The organism is Thermaurantimonas aggregans (genome assembly GCF_003851885.1).
In the GTDB taxonomy this organism is placed as follows: domain Bacteria; phylum Bacteroidota; class Bacteroidia; order Flavobacteriales; family Schleiferiaceae; genus Thermaurantimonas; species Thermaurantimonas aggregans.
In genome coordinates this window covers 63,424-79,361 of the sequence record NZ_BHZE01000008.1, presented here as the reverse complement: position 1 = coordinate 79,361, position 15,938 = coordinate 63,424, and the positions used below count along the sequence as shown (strand labels likewise).

Annotated in this window: 14 protein-coding genes; 6 read left to right on the top strand and 8 right to left on the bottom strand. The window is 38.6% G+C overall.

Going from position 1 to position 15,938, the window contains the following annotated elements; all coding sequences use genetic code 11:
* Positions 1-8: 8 nt before the first annotated feature.
* Together EIP89_RS05425 and EIP89_RS05420 are read right to left on the bottom strand one after the other, a co-directional pair.
* On the bottom strand, positions 9-3,521 hold the full coding sequence (locus EIP89_RS05425) for a PAS domain-containing protein (protein ID WP_124397649.1): 3,513 nt from the start codon (positions 3,519-3,521) through the stop codon (positions 9-11).
* 39 nt (positions 3,522-3,560) lie between these two features.
* Positions 3,561-3,881, bottom strand: coding sequence for an Mpo1-like protein (locus tag EIP89_RS05420; protein WP_124397648.1), 321 nt, complete (start codon positions 3,879-3,881; stop codon positions 3,561-3,563).
* Between the two features lie 38 nt (positions 3,882-3,919).
* On the opposite strand from EIP89_RS05420, the gene EIP89_RS05415 reads away from it, so the two are divergent.
* A complete protein-coding gene (locus EIP89_RS05415) occupies positions 3,920-4,867 on the top strand; it encodes an isoaspartyl peptidase/L-asparaginase family protein (protein ID WP_124397647.1) in 948 nt (315 codons plus the stop codon).
* Between the two features lie 20 nt (positions 4,868-4,887).
* Here the strand turns inward: EIP89_RS05415 and EIP89_RS05410 are convergent, their stop codons facing one another.
* Positions 4,888-5,607, bottom strand: coding sequence for a TerC family protein (locus EIP89_RS05410; RefSeq protein ID WP_124397646.1), 720 nt, complete (start codon positions 5,605-5,607; stop codon positions 4,888-4,890).
* A 254-nt stretch (positions 5,608-5,861) separates the two neighbouring features.
* On the opposite strand from EIP89_RS05410, the gene EIP89_RS05405 reads away from it, so the two are divergent.
* Genes EIP89_RS05405 through EIP89_RS05395 form a run of 3 tightly spaced genes read left to right on the top strand, consistent with a single transcriptional unit; the run spans position 5,862 to position 8,617 of the window.
* Positions 5,862-6,572, top strand: a complete 711-nt coding sequence (locus tag EIP89_RS05405) for a CoA transferase subunit A (protein WP_124397645.1) — start codon at positions 5,862-5,864, stop codon at positions 6,570-6,572.
* Positions 6,573-6,582: 10 nt separating this feature from the next.
* Positions 6,583-7,431, top strand: a complete 849-nt coding sequence (locus tag EIP89_RS05400) for a type 1 glutamine amidotransferase (protein WP_124397644.1) — start codon at positions 6,583-6,585, stop codon at positions 7,429-7,431.
* Positions 7,415-8,617 (top strand): hypothetical protein, encoded by a 1,203-nt coding sequence (locus EIP89_RS05395; RefSeq protein ID WP_124397643.1) that lies wholly within the window; start codon positions 7,415-7,417, stop codon positions 8,615-8,617. The genes EIP89_RS05400 and EIP89_RS05395 overlap by 17 nt, the downstream gene beginning before the upstream one ends.
* On the opposite strand, the gene EIP89_RS05390 is transcribed toward EIP89_RS05395, so the two are convergent.
* The 4 genes from EIP89_RS05390 to xseA are packed head-to-tail and all read right to left on the bottom strand — an operon-like array spanning position 8,603 to position 13,167.
* A complete protein-coding gene (locus EIP89_RS05390) occupies positions 8,603-9,220 on the bottom strand; it encodes a LysE family translocator (protein ID WP_124397642.1) in 618 nt (205 codons plus the stop codon). The genes EIP89_RS05395 and EIP89_RS05390 overlap by 15 nt on opposite strands.
* Positions 9,220-9,639 carry a coiled-coil domain-containing protein gene (locus tag EIP89_RS05385; RefSeq protein WP_124397641.1) on the bottom strand — a complete coding sequence of 140 codons (420 nt, stop codon included), beginning with the start codon at positions 9,637-9,639 and terminating at the stop codon, positions 9,220-9,222. Before EIP89_RS05385 ends, EIP89_RS05390 begins: the two co-directional genes overlap by 1 nt.
* Before the next feature lie 35 nt (positions 9,640-9,674).
* On the bottom strand, positions 9,675-11,834 hold the full coding sequence (gene rnr / locus EIP89_RS05380) for a ribonuclease R (RefSeq protein WP_124397640.1): 2,160 nt from the start codon (positions 11,832-11,834) through the stop codon (positions 9,675-9,677).
* Positions 11,797-13,167 carry an exodeoxyribonuclease VII large subunit gene (gene xseA, locus EIP89_RS05375; RefSeq protein WP_124397639.1) on the bottom strand — a complete coding sequence of 457 codons (1,371 nt, stop codon included), beginning with the start codon at positions 13,165-13,167 and terminating at the stop codon, positions 11,797-11,799. Before xseA ends, rnr begins: the two co-directional genes overlap by 38 nt.
* 186 nt (positions 13,168-13,353) lie before the next feature.
* On the opposite strand from xseA, the gene EIP89_RS11465 reads away from it, so the two are divergent.
* Entirely contained in the window at positions 13,354-13,515 is a 162-nt protein-coding gene (locus EIP89_RS11465) for a hypothetical protein (protein WP_160160528.1), read from the top strand.
* Here the strand turns inward: EIP89_RS11465 and EIP89_RS05370 are convergent.
* Positions 13,497-14,330 (bottom strand): alpha/beta hydrolase, encoded by an 834-nt coding sequence (locus EIP89_RS05370; protein WP_124397638.1) that lies wholly within the window; start codon positions 14,328-14,330, stop codon positions 13,497-13,499. The two genes, EIP89_RS11465 and EIP89_RS05370, sit on opposite strands and share 19 nt — an antisense overlap.
* A 65-nt stretch (positions 14,331-14,395) precedes the next feature.
* Between EIP89_RS05370 and EIP89_RS05365 the strand changes: the two genes are divergently transcribed.
* A complete protein-coding gene (locus EIP89_RS05365; protein ID WP_124397637.1) occupies positions 14,396-15,679 on the top strand; it encodes a mechanosensitive ion channel family protein in 1,284 nt (427 codons plus the stop codon).
* Positions 15,680-15,938 lie beyond the last annotated feature (259 nt).

The following is a 15,938-nucleotide window of genomic DNA, read 5'->3' as shown; positions in this document are numbered from 1 at the left end:
TTTCACTATTAGGAAAAGTTGCCTTCAACGAGTTTTTTTAGAATGGCGTACAGTTGATAGAACTCCATAGGCTTTTTCAGAAATGAATTGAAGCCAATGGCTTCACAGCGCTCTAAGGTTTCAGGCAATACATCGGCCGTAACAGCTATGATAGGCACATTGCTCGAAGTCGCATTTCCCGAACTCAGCCGAATAAGTTCAGTTGCTCTGAAGCCATCCACCTCCGGCGTGTGTAAATCCATCAAAATCAAATCATATTTCTTCAGGTTTACTTTAATAACAGCTTCAGAGCCATTGTTTGCCACATCGTAATTGAATCCCAATCGCTCCAATATGTTTACAAGTAATCGCTGATTTACGATATTGTCTTCTACTATTAAGATGGTGTAATTTTTGTGATTTTCTGAATATTCTAAAATCTGATTTCTCTCTTCTTCAATTGAATTTTTCCTCTGATCCTCTGCATTGAATTTTATGACATTAACCGGAATTTTTACATAGAAAATAGTTCCAACTCCTTGTGTAGATTCAAAGTAAATTTCTCCACTTAGTAGTTCGACGAATTTTTTTGTAATAGCAAGCCCTAAACCTGTACCGCCAAACTCTCTGCTAATTTGAGAATTCTCTTGTTCAAAAGTATTGAAAATTTTGTTTTTAAAATCTTCTGAAATGCCAATGCCTGTATCATGAACTTCTATGTTTAAATTCTTATCTTTTACTGAAATGATCACTTTTACTCCTCCAATTTTTGTAAACTTTATGGCGTTGGATATAAGATTATTTAAAATTTGATTTAGTATAGTACTATCCGATTGAATGATAATGTTTTCATCAAATTCTTTTTCAATTTTGAAATAGATGTTTTTCTCTCGAGCTTTTAATTTAAAAATAGATTCGATGTTTGATATAAACTTATTCAAATTGAAAGAAACAAAATTTACAGGAAATTTTCCTTCTTGTATTTTCGAATAATCCAGAATGTCGTTTATTAGGCTCAGTAAATTTTTAGCGGCAAAAAGGATAGTCTTGGCAAACTCTCGTACTTTGTCGTCAAGCTCTTCTTGCATCAATAGCTGTCCGAAACCTATAATAGCATTTAAGGGTGTACGAATTTCATGACTCATATTGCTGAGAAACATCATTTTGGCGTCGGCAGCTTCTCGAGCTTTTCTGTTGAGTTCAAGCAAATCGGCTTGAATATTTTTTAAAGGGGTGATATCAACACCTACTCCGAGGATGCATTTTTCATTTTCGTCAATATTAAAAGGAATTTTGTGTGTAAGATACCATAAAACACGATTGTCAGGAGTAGTAAAAGTTTCTTCAAAAATATGTAATTCATTCGATTCAAGTACTTTTAAATCATGTAGTTTCCAGATTGCTAACTCTTCCTTTTTCACATGTAAATCTTCGGGAGTTTTATTAATGATAACATCTGGCGAATCGTATCCAAACATTTTCGCAGTCGCTTTGTTTGCCATGTAGATACTTCCGTCTGCTCTCTTGATGTAAATTAACGTCGGGCTTATATCAAGGATTTTCTCGATTAGTTCAGTTTGTTTTTTTGGTTCTAATTGGGATTTTATCTTATCAGTTACATCGATCGAGAATCCTAAAATTAAACTTTCTTTTTCATCCAAGCGGATTAATTTTTTTCCTCCATAAATGTACTCAATTCCCCATGGGGTATTGAGTTTTTCTTCAAAGGTATGCTCACCTTGTTCAATTGCTACGATATCTGTTTTTCGATATTCACTTGCTAAATTCGAAGGATAAATATCGTAATCGATTTTTCCTACAAATTGATCTTCACTTATACCTATGTATTTCAATGTATGGGTATTACCGAAGAGATATTTGCCTTCAAGGTTCTTAAGAAAGACACTAATCGGAAGATTGTTTAAGATTTCACGATATAGTTTCTTTTGTTTTTCTATTTCATTTTCTGCTATTTTTTGCGAAGTTATTTCCGTACCATATCCTAGTAATAACAGTGAATTTTTTCCTTCTTCATAGAATGGTTTTACTTTACGGAGGAAGTATTTTTTTTCTCCGTTAATTGTAAATTCTTCTGTCCACTCGATTTCCCTTCCGGTTTCAATAGATTTCATCAATTTTTCTCTTCGTTGTTCGTATAATTCCTGAGGAAAATTTCTAAGTTCAAAATACTCTTTATCTGATTTCCCTATTATCCATTTTCTTCTACTATCGTCTTTAATTGCATATTTATTAACAAATCTATACTTAAGATCACTGTCGAGCACTACTACATCTGAGGGTATTACATCTAAAAGGCTTTCATAAAACAATTTTTGTTGCTCCAACAATGAATTGTTTTCCTTGATCAATGTAATATCAAGAGCGTACATTCTGAGTGTTTCACCTGCTTTATCTTTTTTTGCAATAAAACGGTAAAATTTATTCTTAAATTTTATTTCTGTTTCCGATGCTTCATCATCAAATACAGTGATGATAAAATCCATCCAGTTTGATGGAACATAATTTCCTGTATTTAATCCAAATTCATTTGCACATTCTGAATTTGCATATAGAATGAGTCCGTTTGTATTAATTTCAAAAATAGGTATAGGACTTTCCGCTACAATATCAGCAAGTTTGTTAGCATTGATGAGCAGTTTTTTATATTCTGTTTGATCCGAAACTATCAATAAAACAGAGGTAATAGTATTTTGTACTGTAACAGGCAAGTAATGTAATTGAATCCAAAGGTCATTGTGGTTTTTTAACTTTATTCTTTTTTCTACAATAGTTTGTTGTCCATTGAAAGCCAAATCAATAGCTTTTTTTACCCTCTCTGTATCGGTATCGAATGTAAATTCTAAAATGCTTTCGCCTTCTGCAATTTTTTTATCAAATAGGGATTTGACTATAGCGGCAAATCTGTTGTTTAATGATTTAATCCTATACTCTCGATCTACTTGAATTACAAGCTGTGGAATGGTATCTATGATCGTCTGAATATTGGCTTGATTTTCTTGTAACGCTTTTTCTCTTCTGATGTTTTTATATGATATAATACCGAGCAAATAACTCAGAAGCAGAAAGGCTAAAACAAAGTTGAGAAGATAAAATATTTTGTATTCTAACGTGAATAAAATATTCTCTTTAAACGACAAAAAAACTATAATTAAGAGAAAAGCAACAAATACAATTAATGATACTAATCGCCTAAATTCTTTTTCGTGAGAAAAGGTTAACACAAATGTGTATGCCATTAATGGAAAAATGTAAAAACTTACTCCATTGAGGTATTTTTTGCTTATAATAGATGCTACAATTACGCCAGCTATCGAGGCAAAAAAGATGATTCGAGATAAGTTGAATTGATTGTAAAAAGTCAATAAATATGATACAATCATAAGAACCACTAGCAATGCTGCTAGATAGGCTACTTCATATATTCCCAAATAATAAATTACAGGAGTATAAATAGCTATTGAAACTGCTGCAAAAAAGGTGTAAGAGCGCAGCAGTTTCTTGGTAAACTGTATTTCAGACATGATTTCTTATGTGCTTCTAGTCAAATACAAATGAAAATATTATTTGGGATTAATGGGTTGTTTTCCCGTCAATATGTCGAAAAACATTATGAAATCAGATGCTAAACTGTAACCTGGATATTTAAAAGTGGCGGGTTTATTTTTTTCAAAAAAGAAATGTCCGACCCATGCAAATCCATATCCTAATACGGGGATAATGGCAAAATAGATCCAATTAAATGTATATAAAAACATAAAGAAGCTTATAAATACCAATCCGGTACCAATAAAATGTAATAATCTGCAGGTGGGATTTTGATGCTCTGTGAGGTAAAATGGGTAGAATTCTTTCAGCGATTTGAAATTTTTATCCTGCTCCATAGTTTTGCTTTTTAGTACAAAAATAAAAAAATACTTTTATGCTAAAAAATGTCATTAATGCTGCCATGCTGTTTAGCTTTTTAAATCTTTTCGGTCAAATTCAAAACTTTGGACTCGTACTGCATGGCGGAGCTGGCTACATGGCATTGAGAAATAATCCGGAAAAGGTAAACGTGTATTTAGCAGCACTAAATGCAGCTTTAGATTCTGGGTATTCGATGCTTCAGCGCGGTGAATCGGCCGAGCAAGTTGTAATACACGTAGTGATGATGCTTGAAAATAATACTTTGTTTAATGCAGGTAGAGGAGCTGTACTCACCGAAGAAGGTATAGCGGAATTAGATGCATCTATCATGACGGGATATGATCAGAAAGCTGGTGCAGTGAGTGGATTGAGGCATGTTAAAAATCCGATATTGGCTGCCCAGGCGGTAAAAGACAAAACCCAACACGTAATGCTATCGGGTGCAGGTGCTGAAAAATTTATCTTTTCAATCGGACTTGACAGTGTTCCTAATTCATACTTCATTACTGACGATATGCGAGCGAGATGGGAAGAAGCCCTCAAGAACCAAAAATATGGCACCGTAGGATGCGTAGCGCTCGACAAAGATGGCAATCTTGCCGCAGGCACTTCGACGGGAGGAATGCTGATGAAAAAATTCGGCCGAATAGGCGATGCACCCATCATAGGTGCAGGTACATATGCCAAAAATGGTTTAATTGCTGTTAGTTGTACTGGGCATGGCGAGTACTTTATTCGCACCTCAGCAGCTTACCAGGTAGCTGCTCGAATGCGTTTTGGAAGGCAGAAAGCTTCGAAAGCCATACGAAGCACTTTAGAAGAAATTAAAAATCTCGGCGGAAGTGGAGGTATGATCGCCATCGATGATAAGGGTAACCTTTATCACGATTACAATACGGAAGGGATGTTTCGCGCTGGTCGCAACAGCAAGGGCAACCGCTTTGCGAAGATTTATGAATAACTCGCTTGTTTACTTGACGTTTATTGCTGAACCTGCTTTTTCAGTAATCGAAGATTAAGTACTTCCACAAATACGGAAAAGGCCATTGCGAAATAGATGTAACCTTTTGGGATGCCTTGGTCAAAACTTTCCATGAGTAGAGAGACACCTATCAGCAATAAGAAACTAAGTGCCAAAATTTTGATGGTGGGATGCTTTTCGACAAAATTGCTAATCGACGCTGCAGAGATCATCATTACACCTACAGCAATTACGATAGCAGCTACCATTACCCATACCTTATTGGCCATTCCGATAGCTGTAATGACACTATCGAGCGAAAAAACGATATCTAACAATAAAATCTGAACAATAACCGACGAAAAAGATAAGGCCTTAATCGAAGTCGTGTGGCTATCAGACCCACCTTCGAGTTTATGGTGAATTTCGGTGGTGCTCTTGTAAATGAGAAAAAGACCACCGGCCAAAAGAATTATGTCACGCCCTGAGAATTCTCTGGTTTCTGGGTGAATGAAATCAAATGGAAGTTCGAAAAGTGGTTTAGTAAGCCGCATCATCCAGCTCAGCGACAGTAGCAGTAATATTCGAGTGGCCATAGCAAGGGTGAGCCCAAGTCTTCTGGCTTTGGCCTGCTGATGTACAGGAAGTTTCGACGATAAAATACTGATAAAGATTATATTATCAATGCCTAGTACGATTTCGAGAACAGTAAGTGTGACTAACGATGCAATGATTTCCATAGGTGTCAGGCTATTTAAAGCGGCTCAAAAGTATTAGAATTTTTAAGAGATAGGAATTCTGAATTCTATCTTTCTCAATACAGATGAGCTAAATTTTGAAAACTGAGAACAATTCTTCAAAAGAGGAAAAGAATGTATGTATAAATTTGATTATCAGTATTTTAAATTGGAGAAATTCAATGAAGTCACCTCCGTTGATTTGTTTTATGCTTCCAAATTAAATTCTACTTTTGCCAAATAAATTCATTTAAAAAATGATTAACAAAACGGTAAAAGACGCAGACGAAGCCATACAAGGTCTAAAAGATGGTATGACGGTAATGTTTGGTGGTTTCGGGTTGTGCGGAATTCCGGAAAACAGCATAGCCGCTATACGGAGAGCTGGAATTAAAAACCTCACATGTATTAGCAACAATGCTGGTGTAGATGATTTTGGATTGGGCTTGCTTCTGAAGACCAGACAGATCAAAAAGATGATATCGTCGTATGTGGGCGAAAATGAGGAGTTCGAACGTCAAATGCTGAGCGGTGAACTGGAGGTAGAGCTTATTCCGCAGGGCACCTTAGCCGAGAGGTGTAGGGCAGCTGGGGCAGGTATTCCTGCTTTTTACACTCCTGCCGGATACGGCACTGAAGTAGCTGAAGGGAAAGAGGTAAGAATTTTTAACGGTAAACCACATATTTTAGAATATGCCTTTGAGGCCGATTTTGCTTTTGTAAAGGCTTGGAAAGGTGATACGGCGGGTAATCTTATTTATAAGGGAACAGCCTTAAATTTTAACCATGTTATGGCAATGGCTGGCAAAATAACCGTGGCTGAGGTGGAGGAGTTAGTGCCGGTTGGTGCTCTAGATCCCAACTTTATCCATACTCCAGGAATTTTTGTACAGCGCATTTATCAGGGGGCTCATTATGAGAAGCGCATTGAGCAGCGCACTACCCGAAAAAGACCCGTTTCACTTTAAAGTTTGCTAAATGAAGTCAATTTTTCGAGTCGCGATACTCGATATGTATTTGGGTGAACCTAATCAGGGCAAAAAAGGCATTCACAGCATTATTACCGAATTCTGTGAACGGCGAAACCTTCATCCAATCGTTGTAGAATACGATACACGAGGATCGGCCCTAGTACCAGGCTTAAATTACGATGCTTATATATCGACAGGCGGCCCTGGTAGCCCAATCGACAGCGAGGGCAGCGAATGGGAAAAGGCCTATTTTGACTTTATAGAACAACTTAGAGCACACAACCGGAGAAATCCTGATCAACCAAAGTTGTTGTTTTTGATCTGTCACAGCTTTCAAATTTTTGTACGCCATTACGGGCTTGGAAAATTGTCAAAGCGCAAATCCACCTCGTTCGGAATATTTCCCATTCACAAAACTACAGATGGTAAAATGGACCGTTACTTAGTACAGTTGCCCGATCCTTTCTGGGCTGTGGATAGCCGCGATTACCAAATCACAGAGCCCAACGAGGTGGCCCTCAATCTGATGGGCAGCAAGATACTCTGTATTGAAAAGTTGCGACCTCATGTGAAACTGGAGCGCGCTGTAATGTGCATGCGCTTCGATGAATACATCTTTGGCACTCAATTTCATCCGGAAGCTAATGTAGAAGGTATGCTGAACTACCTTCACAATCCGGAAAAGAAAAAATTCATTATCGACACGTATGGAGAAGATAAGTACTATGATATGCTAAAGAGCATAAATGACTCTGATAAAATTCTTCTTACTCGCAATACAGTGTTAATGAATTTTCTGAATGAAGCACATCAAATAAAAGAAAAAAATTCTTCTGCCCATGTACCTCAAATATAGACAAGCATTTAATGAAAAATTTTCAGAAGCTTCCTATCAAAAATTTTTGCAAAAGCTTAACAAAGAATTTGATTATTCTATCCCCTTCAGAGTAGCGGAATCACCCGTTTTTTTTTCGAAGAAAGAAAAAGAAATCTTTCTGACGGCAGCTGAAGAAATACTCCATCAAGTCCTATCTCTTGATTTGAATAAAATAGCAGAAGGAATTATTCCTGAAAATAAGATTGTGCCCGGCAATGAAAAACGCCCTCACTTTATAGCCATCGATTTTGGTATTACTCTTTCTCAGGAAGGAGAAATTATTCCTAAACTCATTGAGCTACAGGGTTTTCCTTCCTTATTTTACTACCAGCCATGGCTCTATCACCACTATTTGGAGCATTACGATCTACCTCGTCATCTGACTCCTTTTTTTTGTAAGGCAGGTGAAGTTGAATATTACGACACTTTAAAACAAATTATTCTTGGAGATTCTGCACCTGAAAATGTCATTTTACTCGAAATAGAACCTGAAAAACAAAATACTGCTATTGATTTTATTGTTACAAAAAAAGTACTTGGAATAGAGTATATATGTCTTTCGAAAATCCTTGTAAAAGGCAACAAACTCTATTATGAAAAAAATGGCAAAGAAATAGAGATAAAGCGTATATATAACCGCATTATTTTCGATGAATTAGATCAAAGAAAAGATCTGAAATATTCACTCGACTTTACTAAAGAGTACGATGTAGAATGGATCACGCATCCGAATTGGTTTTTTAAGATTTCTAAACTTCTGTTGCCACATATTGATTCCAAATTTTCTCCTAAATGCATTAAGTTATCTGAAGTAAAAGAAATTCCCTCAAACTTAGAGGCCTTTGTTTTGAAACCGCTATTTAGCTTCTCAGGCAGTGGAGTAATATTTAACGTAACACCTGAAGACATTGTGTCCATACCTGATCATCAGAAAGACAACTATGTGCTCCAGGAAAAAGTGACTTATGCTGAAATCATTGCTGATCCGAGTGATGTTCAAAAGTCAAAAGCTGAATTTCGCATTCTCTACGTTTGGCCTGATGAGGAGGAAAAACCAAAACCGATGATCAACCTTATGCGTCTAAGTAAGGGCGAGATGATCGGCGTGAAATACAATAAAAACAAAACTTGGGTGGGGGGATCTATTGGCTTATTTGAGGAGTAAGCCCTTTAGAATAAGAGAGATACCAAAGATACCCAAGACGATGCTCACTATGGTATTTAGCTTTTTCATGTGGGAATGATCGAGGTATTTTCTCATCTTTCGGGCAAATATAATTTTTATTAAATCTACACTAAAATATGTACCTAAAGTGACAGAAAAATACATCAGCATTTTTTCAGATTGATAGTCATATCTGTTGCCTACAAGTACGATACTGGTCATCCAATATGCTAAAACTCCAACATTCATAAAGTTTATTAAAAAACCCTTTAGAATATTTTTCGAATAACTGCTCTGTATTTCTATTTTTTGAACAGCGATTTTTCTTTTTTTTAGAAAAGATAATACTGCATAAAAAAATATAATTGCTCCCCCAGCTACATAGATGTAGTTATTACCAGTAATATCGCTTAGCAGTTGCTCGCTTCCATATGAAGCAAGGGCAATTAGAAATATGTCAGAAAGCAATACACCAGAATTAAAAGCGAGTGCTTTAGCTGCACCACTGTAAATACTCGTTTCAATCAATAAAACAAAAACAGGACCCACCATAAAACTCAAGGTGATCCCCAAGATTACTGCGGCTATGATTAGCTCTACCACTACACGGTGGGATTATCAATTCTTTTGCTGAGCTCTTGAATTTTTTCTTCTAAATTTTCTACTTTTTGTTGTAATTTTTTGTTTTCGTTTTCTACTTCAGCGATTTTCTTATCTCTGTCTGAAAGATCGGCGTTTAAATTTTCGATTTCTGCAGTTTTTTTATTAAGATCGGCTGTCAATGATTCGATTCGATTGTTTAATTCTGATATTTCATCAATGAGTTGTTTTTTTATCTTCTCATATTCGGTTGATTTGATGTAATTGTATGCAATAAAGACAAAAAATGCTAAGGCAAAAATGTAATTAATAATTTTAGAGGAAGAGAGAGCTGATGCAGCTATAAAACCAAAATAAATTGCTAATAAAATAGCTATAGATCCTGTGATTAGAGTAGCAAGTTCAAGCTTTTTAGAGTCCATGAATTTATAATTTTTGGCGAAAGTAACTAAAAAATTTACTCAATAAGTGAAAAATCGATTTGTTTTCGTTGCAAATCTGCTTTCTTCACTTTTACGCGCACTCTGTCTCCAAGTTGGTATTTTTTTCCTTTTCGGGAACCTATGATCTGATAATTTTCTTCGTCAAAAATGTAGTAGTCGTTTTTAAAATCGCCAATTCGGATCATTCCTTCACATTTGTTATCGACCAATTCGACATACACGCCCCATTCTGTAACACCTGAGATTACACCCTCGAATACCTGGCCCATCTTGTCCATAAGGTATTTTGTCATCATATATTTTATTGAGGCTCGTTCGGCATCAGTTGCGAGTTTTTCGCGAAGCGAAGCGTGTTTGCAGCGCTCTTCCCATTCGTTGCGGTTTTTGGCTTCACGACCCTCGAGGTGCATTTGCAGTATTCGATGCACCATTACATCGGGATATCGGCGTATGGGTGAGGTAAAGTGCGTGTAATATTCGAAGCCCAGCCCGTAGTGGCCTCTGTTTTTTGTGCTGTAAACAGCCTTTGCCATTGATCGAATGGCTAAGGTTTCGATCAGATTTTGTTCTGGTTTTCCTTTCACTGCTTCGAGCATGGCGTTCATGGTATTAGTTATTTGCCGTCTGCTCGAAATATTGAGTCTGTAACCAAATTTGGACACAAAATTTTGAAGTTCAAGGAGTTTGTCAGGGTCTGGATCGTCGTGTACGCGATATACCATCGTTCTGCCTGATGCTTTGCCTTCAGGAGTGCGACCGACTTCCATCGCCACGTATTTATTGGCTAATAGCATAAATTCCTCTATTAGATGATTGCTGTCACCAATAGATTTTTGATACACGCCGGTAGGGTTACCTTTATCGTCTAATTGGAATTTTATTTCCGATTTGTCGAAGCCGATAGAGCCTGCCTTAAAGCGAGCTGCTCTCAGCTTTTTGGCAATCTGATTTAGTGTGGCTAGTTCAGCAGAAAAATCCCCTTTGCCAGTTTTGAGGATTTCTTCAGCTTCTTCGTAGGTAAATCTTCGGTTTGAATGTATTATCGTCCGGCCAAACCACTTTGAAAAAACTTGTCCGTTTTCATCCATTTCGAAAATGGCAGAAAAACAAAATTTGTCTTCGTTTGGGCGAAGGGAGCATAGGAAATTGGATAACTTTTCCGGAAGCATAGGCACTACGCGGTCAACTAAATAGACTGAAGTGCCTCTGCGGTAGGCCTCCTCGTCGAGTCTGGAGCCGGGTTTTACGTAGTAGGTGACATCGGCTATGTGCACTCCTACTTCCCAACGTCCGTTGTCGAGCTTGCGAAGCGAGAGGGCGTCGTCGAAGTCTTTAGCATCGGTGGGGTCGATCGTAAAGGTGGTGATGCCACGCATGTCTTTTCGGCGAGCGATTTCTTTTGGGTCCAGTGTTTCGGGAATTTGCTCAGCCTCGCGCTCTACATCTGGAGGAAATTCGTAAGGTAGGTCAAATTCAGCGAGAATTGCGTGAATTTCTGTTTCGTGATCACCCGGCTGGCCGAGTACTTTTACAATCTTGCCAAATGGACTTGTTGCCAGCTCAGGCCAATCGGTGAGCTGAACAACGACTTTGTCGCCGTCTTGAGCTCCATTTCGGAACTCTTCGACGATGTAAAAATCGGTGTAGACTTTTTTGTTGTCGGGCACTACGAAGCCATATTTTTTTCCGGCTGCTACATAGGTACCTACAAATTCTTTTTTGGCTCGCTCGACTATTGAGACCACTTCACCGTGTGGCAATCCTTTTTTTAGGTAAGCATATATGGCTACTTCTACTCTGTCGCCGTTGAAGGCGTGGTTAAGGCTATCGCGATGGATAAATATGTCGCGACTTCGTGATCCATCGGGTTCTGGGTCGGGAATTAAATAGGCGTGGCCAGCTGAAGTTATTTCAATAACTCCAGTAACAGTGTGAGCTTTTGGACGATATAAGTACTTGCCATCGGCAGGTGATTCGATGAGCTTTTCTCCTACCATCTCGTCGAGGCATTGTCTTATATGCTGCCTGACGTTTTTTGAGGTAATGCCAATCCTGGCGCTAATTTGTCTGTGATTCAGAGGCCTGCCGGCTTCTATGCTGAGTGTTCTCAGTATTTTTTCTTTGAGTTCAGTGTAGTCAATTATCGGTTCTTGTTTCTTCTTTTTCTTGCTCATTTGTCGTGTTTTTTTCGACGTGTAGAATCTTGCCTAAAGCTCTACCGTCTTTTAATACAAGGGTTATTTCTTGGTTTTTAAATAATTGAGAAACGCTTTTGATGGCTGTTTCTCCGGCCAAAAGGTACGCATAGCCTTTTTTTAAAATGTTTTCTGGATGTTGAATGCGAATAATTCGCGTTATGGTTTGTAACTCCTTTTGCTGGTTAGATACGTAGGCGACGAAATTTTTTTGGATTTTTTCGATGGCTTCGGTTAGAGTTGATGTATGCCATTGAAAAACTTGTTGAGTTGATAGATGCATGTTTTCAACGGTTTGTTCGATGGCTGACTTCATCGATGAAAGTTGTCGGGTGCTGGAATTCTTTAGGTGTGTCAACAGATTGTTGAGATGGTTCTTCTGCTGTTGGATATGTAATGAAGTGTATTTACTGATACTGTCAGCCGTCCAGACCAATTCGGATTCTCGGGTTTTAAAAATGTTTAGATAATACTCGGCAAGGGCAGTGGGCGTAATGGCATTGTAATAAGCTACCATTTCAGCCACAGTGAGGTTAGTGGAATGGCCTATACCGGTAAGCACGGGAATAGGGAATGTTGCAATGTCGTGGCAGAGGTCGTAATTATTGTAGCAAGACAGGCCTGCTTCGCCACCGCCCCCGCGAATGATCATGACCATGTCGAACTCTTTTGCTACGCTTTGAATCCTTCGCAACTGTTCGCGAATGGAACTTACCGCACCTTCGCCTTGAAGTAAGGCGGGAAACATCATGAAGAAAAGCCCGTAATAGGATATGTAAGGTTCGATTACTTGCCTGAAGTCAGCCCAACCCTTACTGGTTTCTACGGAAATGATTGCCACATTTTTTGGTAACTCGCGTATTGACTTGTTTTTATTCGCCTCAAAAATGCCTTCGTTTTTCAGCCTTTCGATGGTTTGAATTTTTTCTTTTTCAATAAGTCCTAGACTAAATGTGGTGTCGATTTGGTGTATGCGCAGGCTTAAACCATGAACGGCGTCGTAGGTAATAGAGGCTTCAAATAGTATTTCGATGCCTTCAGTAAGAGGTTGATTGACATTGCGTTGAAAGGCGGATTGAATTTTTAATAAATCGCTTTTCCAAATAATCCCTTTCAGCTGTGCTACTATTCTGCCATCGTCTTTTTGCACAAGATCGGGGTATGCGTGGCCGCTGTATTTGTAGTAGTTGAGTTTCATGAGCTCAGCCCGTACCCAAAATCGAGATGTGTAGCGTGTATCGAGTGTTTTCTTTATGCTGTTGCACACCTCCAGCAATGAAAAGATGACTTTATCACCGGTTCTTTCGGGCATTTTGGTTGAAACTTAAGTGGTGAAAACAAAATAAAGGAAATTTTCAATAAAAAAGATTGTTTTTAAATTATTGATATTCTTGAAATTAAGCTATTAGTTGTTCAAAACTTTTTAATAAAGATTTTCAAAATCTCGTTTTTAACTGATTAATTGTGTAAATTTGTTGCAATTTAAACTTAGTCTACTATGCATTCCAGAGACAAAAAGCGCAGAAGTAGTATCGGAAGGCTGCGTCCAAAAAATGTCTCTGCCTCGTCAGATACTCAAGAAAACGAATTGGCTGAGAAATTACTTGTCATTGGTGCAATTGTACTAATTCTGGTAATTGCCTATTTCTTGAGCAAGTAACCTTCCGTTCTTCTTTTGCAAAATCCCCATTCTAAAAAGTTCTGGATGCCCAACTTCCAGGACTCATGGTTGTGCTGGCCATCTTCTATTTCTAAATAGTGGATATCGTAATAGGGTTTGTAGCCTGTGCAGCAGAGTTGAGCAATGAGATCGAGCTGGTCGTCAATTACATCGATTATCCCATTGTTGTTGCGGTCATCTTCTTCCTCGCGTGTGCCTGCCATAAACCAAAATCGAAGGCCGGGCTTGTAACCCTGTTTGCGCACCATGCGGTGGATGATTCGGTCTTTTTTTTCGTCAAAACCTCTGAAATACGCCTTTTTACGCCACCAGAAAGACCCGCTGAAACAGCCTGCCAGACCAAATACACTGGGATTTTGGTACACAAGGTCGAAAGCCGACAGTGCACCCATCGAAAAGCCCATAACAGCGCGTTTTGAACGGTCGCTTGTGATGTCGAAGGTATTGTAGATCATGGGGAGCAGTTCATTAAGTATAAATTTATGATAGGCACCAGCACCTTTGCCTCGCTTCATGTAATCAGCACTGTAAGTGGTGCCGTATTCATGCAGTCGGTCAGCTGCGTGTATGCCTACGGTGAGAGGTGTTTTATGGGGGTGGTTGCGAAAAAAGGTTTCTAATTCGCTTTTGAGATGCAAGGCTTCAGCATCCTGTCCATCGTTCATCAGCAGTAAGCCAAGAGTTCCTTTGTGCTCAGGTACATAAAAATCGATGCGCACCTCGCGTTTAAGATTTTTTGAAGTGATGGTGTGCTTTTCAACCGTGATGGGCGATTTTGAAACAACCTTTTTCATTTTAGGCTCTCTTAACGATAGACCAGTCAAAGTAAAGCAACTTTGCACAAAAAAATTGAACCTCTATGCTCATAGCCGAATGGTTTATGAATATCGAAGAATTGGACTTTGTAACCGACCGCTTGGCTCGTTTATTACACCTCTCGCCCGAAGTAGCTGATTTTGTAATACTGCTGATTGATTTAGGGATACTGTTTGTTATTACCGGCTTTGCCTATTTGATAAGCAAGCGGCTGCTGCTGCGCGTTTTACACCGAATTGTATCGCGTAGCGAAACGCAATTCGACGATATTTTACTTGAAAAGAGGGTTTTTAATGGTTTGGCGAATCTGGTGCCGGCTATTATAGCCTACTACTCGCTGCCTCTGCTGCTGCGCAATTATGCCTTTATGACCAAAGTGGTGGAGGCGAGCATCAAGATTTACGTAGTGGTGCTCATCGTGAGTGTAGTGCACAGATTTCTGAGGGCACTTGAAGTGATCTTTATGGGCATTGAGAAATACAAAGACAAGCCCGTAAAAAGTTATCTGCAGGTAGCTGCCATTATCAATTATATTGGAGGAGGTATTGTTCTGATTTCCATTATTACTGGTTCAGATTTCAACAGCATCCTCCTGAAGTTAGGTGCTCTTACGGCTGTGCTGCTTTTGGTGTTTAAAGACACCATTTTAGGACTGGTAGCATCGATACAGATATCGGCAAACGAACTATTGAAAGTAGGCGATTGGGTAACGGTAGATAAGTACGGAGCCGATGGTGAAGTTATTGAAATAAATCTGACCACAGTAAAAATCAGGAACTGGGATAAGACAATTACCACTGTTCCGACCTATGCCTTTATTTCTGACAGTTTTAAAAACTGGAGGGGTATGCAGAGCGCCGGTGTTCGTCGCATCAAGCGCTCCCTCTACATCAATATGAATACGGTAAAAATCTGCAATCAGGAGATGATAGAGCGCTTTAAGCGTTTTCAGCTCATAACTCCTTACATTGAAGAGCGACTTCGACTGATCGAAGAGTACAACAAGGCAAACAACATCGATACATCGCACCCCATCAATGGCCGGCAAATGACAAATCTCGGTGTATTCAGGCAGTATGCCCTAGCCTACATTCGAAGTAAACCCGATATATCAACGGCTGAGCCAATACTGGTTCGGCATATGCAGCCTACTGAAAATGGTCTGCCTCTGGAGATTTATTGCTTTACTACACATACCGCCCTGCTCGAGTACGAAACGCTACAAGCTGATATTTTCGACCACTTGATCGCAGCTGTGCGGTATTTTGATTTGGAACTGTTTCAAAATCCCACAGGTACGGATTTTCGATCTTTAGCGAGAAGTTAAAAAAAGGTGGCTTTTGAACGTAAGTAATTTACATTTTCATAAAAGATTACACAATGCCATAAAATGGAAGGTAGGCACAGTCTCTTCAAGCGTTAGAAAGGATTTTTATGTTTTAATACACTTGAAGTATTCGAATGAATTTTAAAATATTGTGTTGCTCATAATCCTAAGAATTTGAATGTTTTTTGTGCGAAATGTGGCCTGAAAGTTCATCGCAAGTATTGGCTTCGTTTTCATGAAAAAACAGATTTAACAGGTG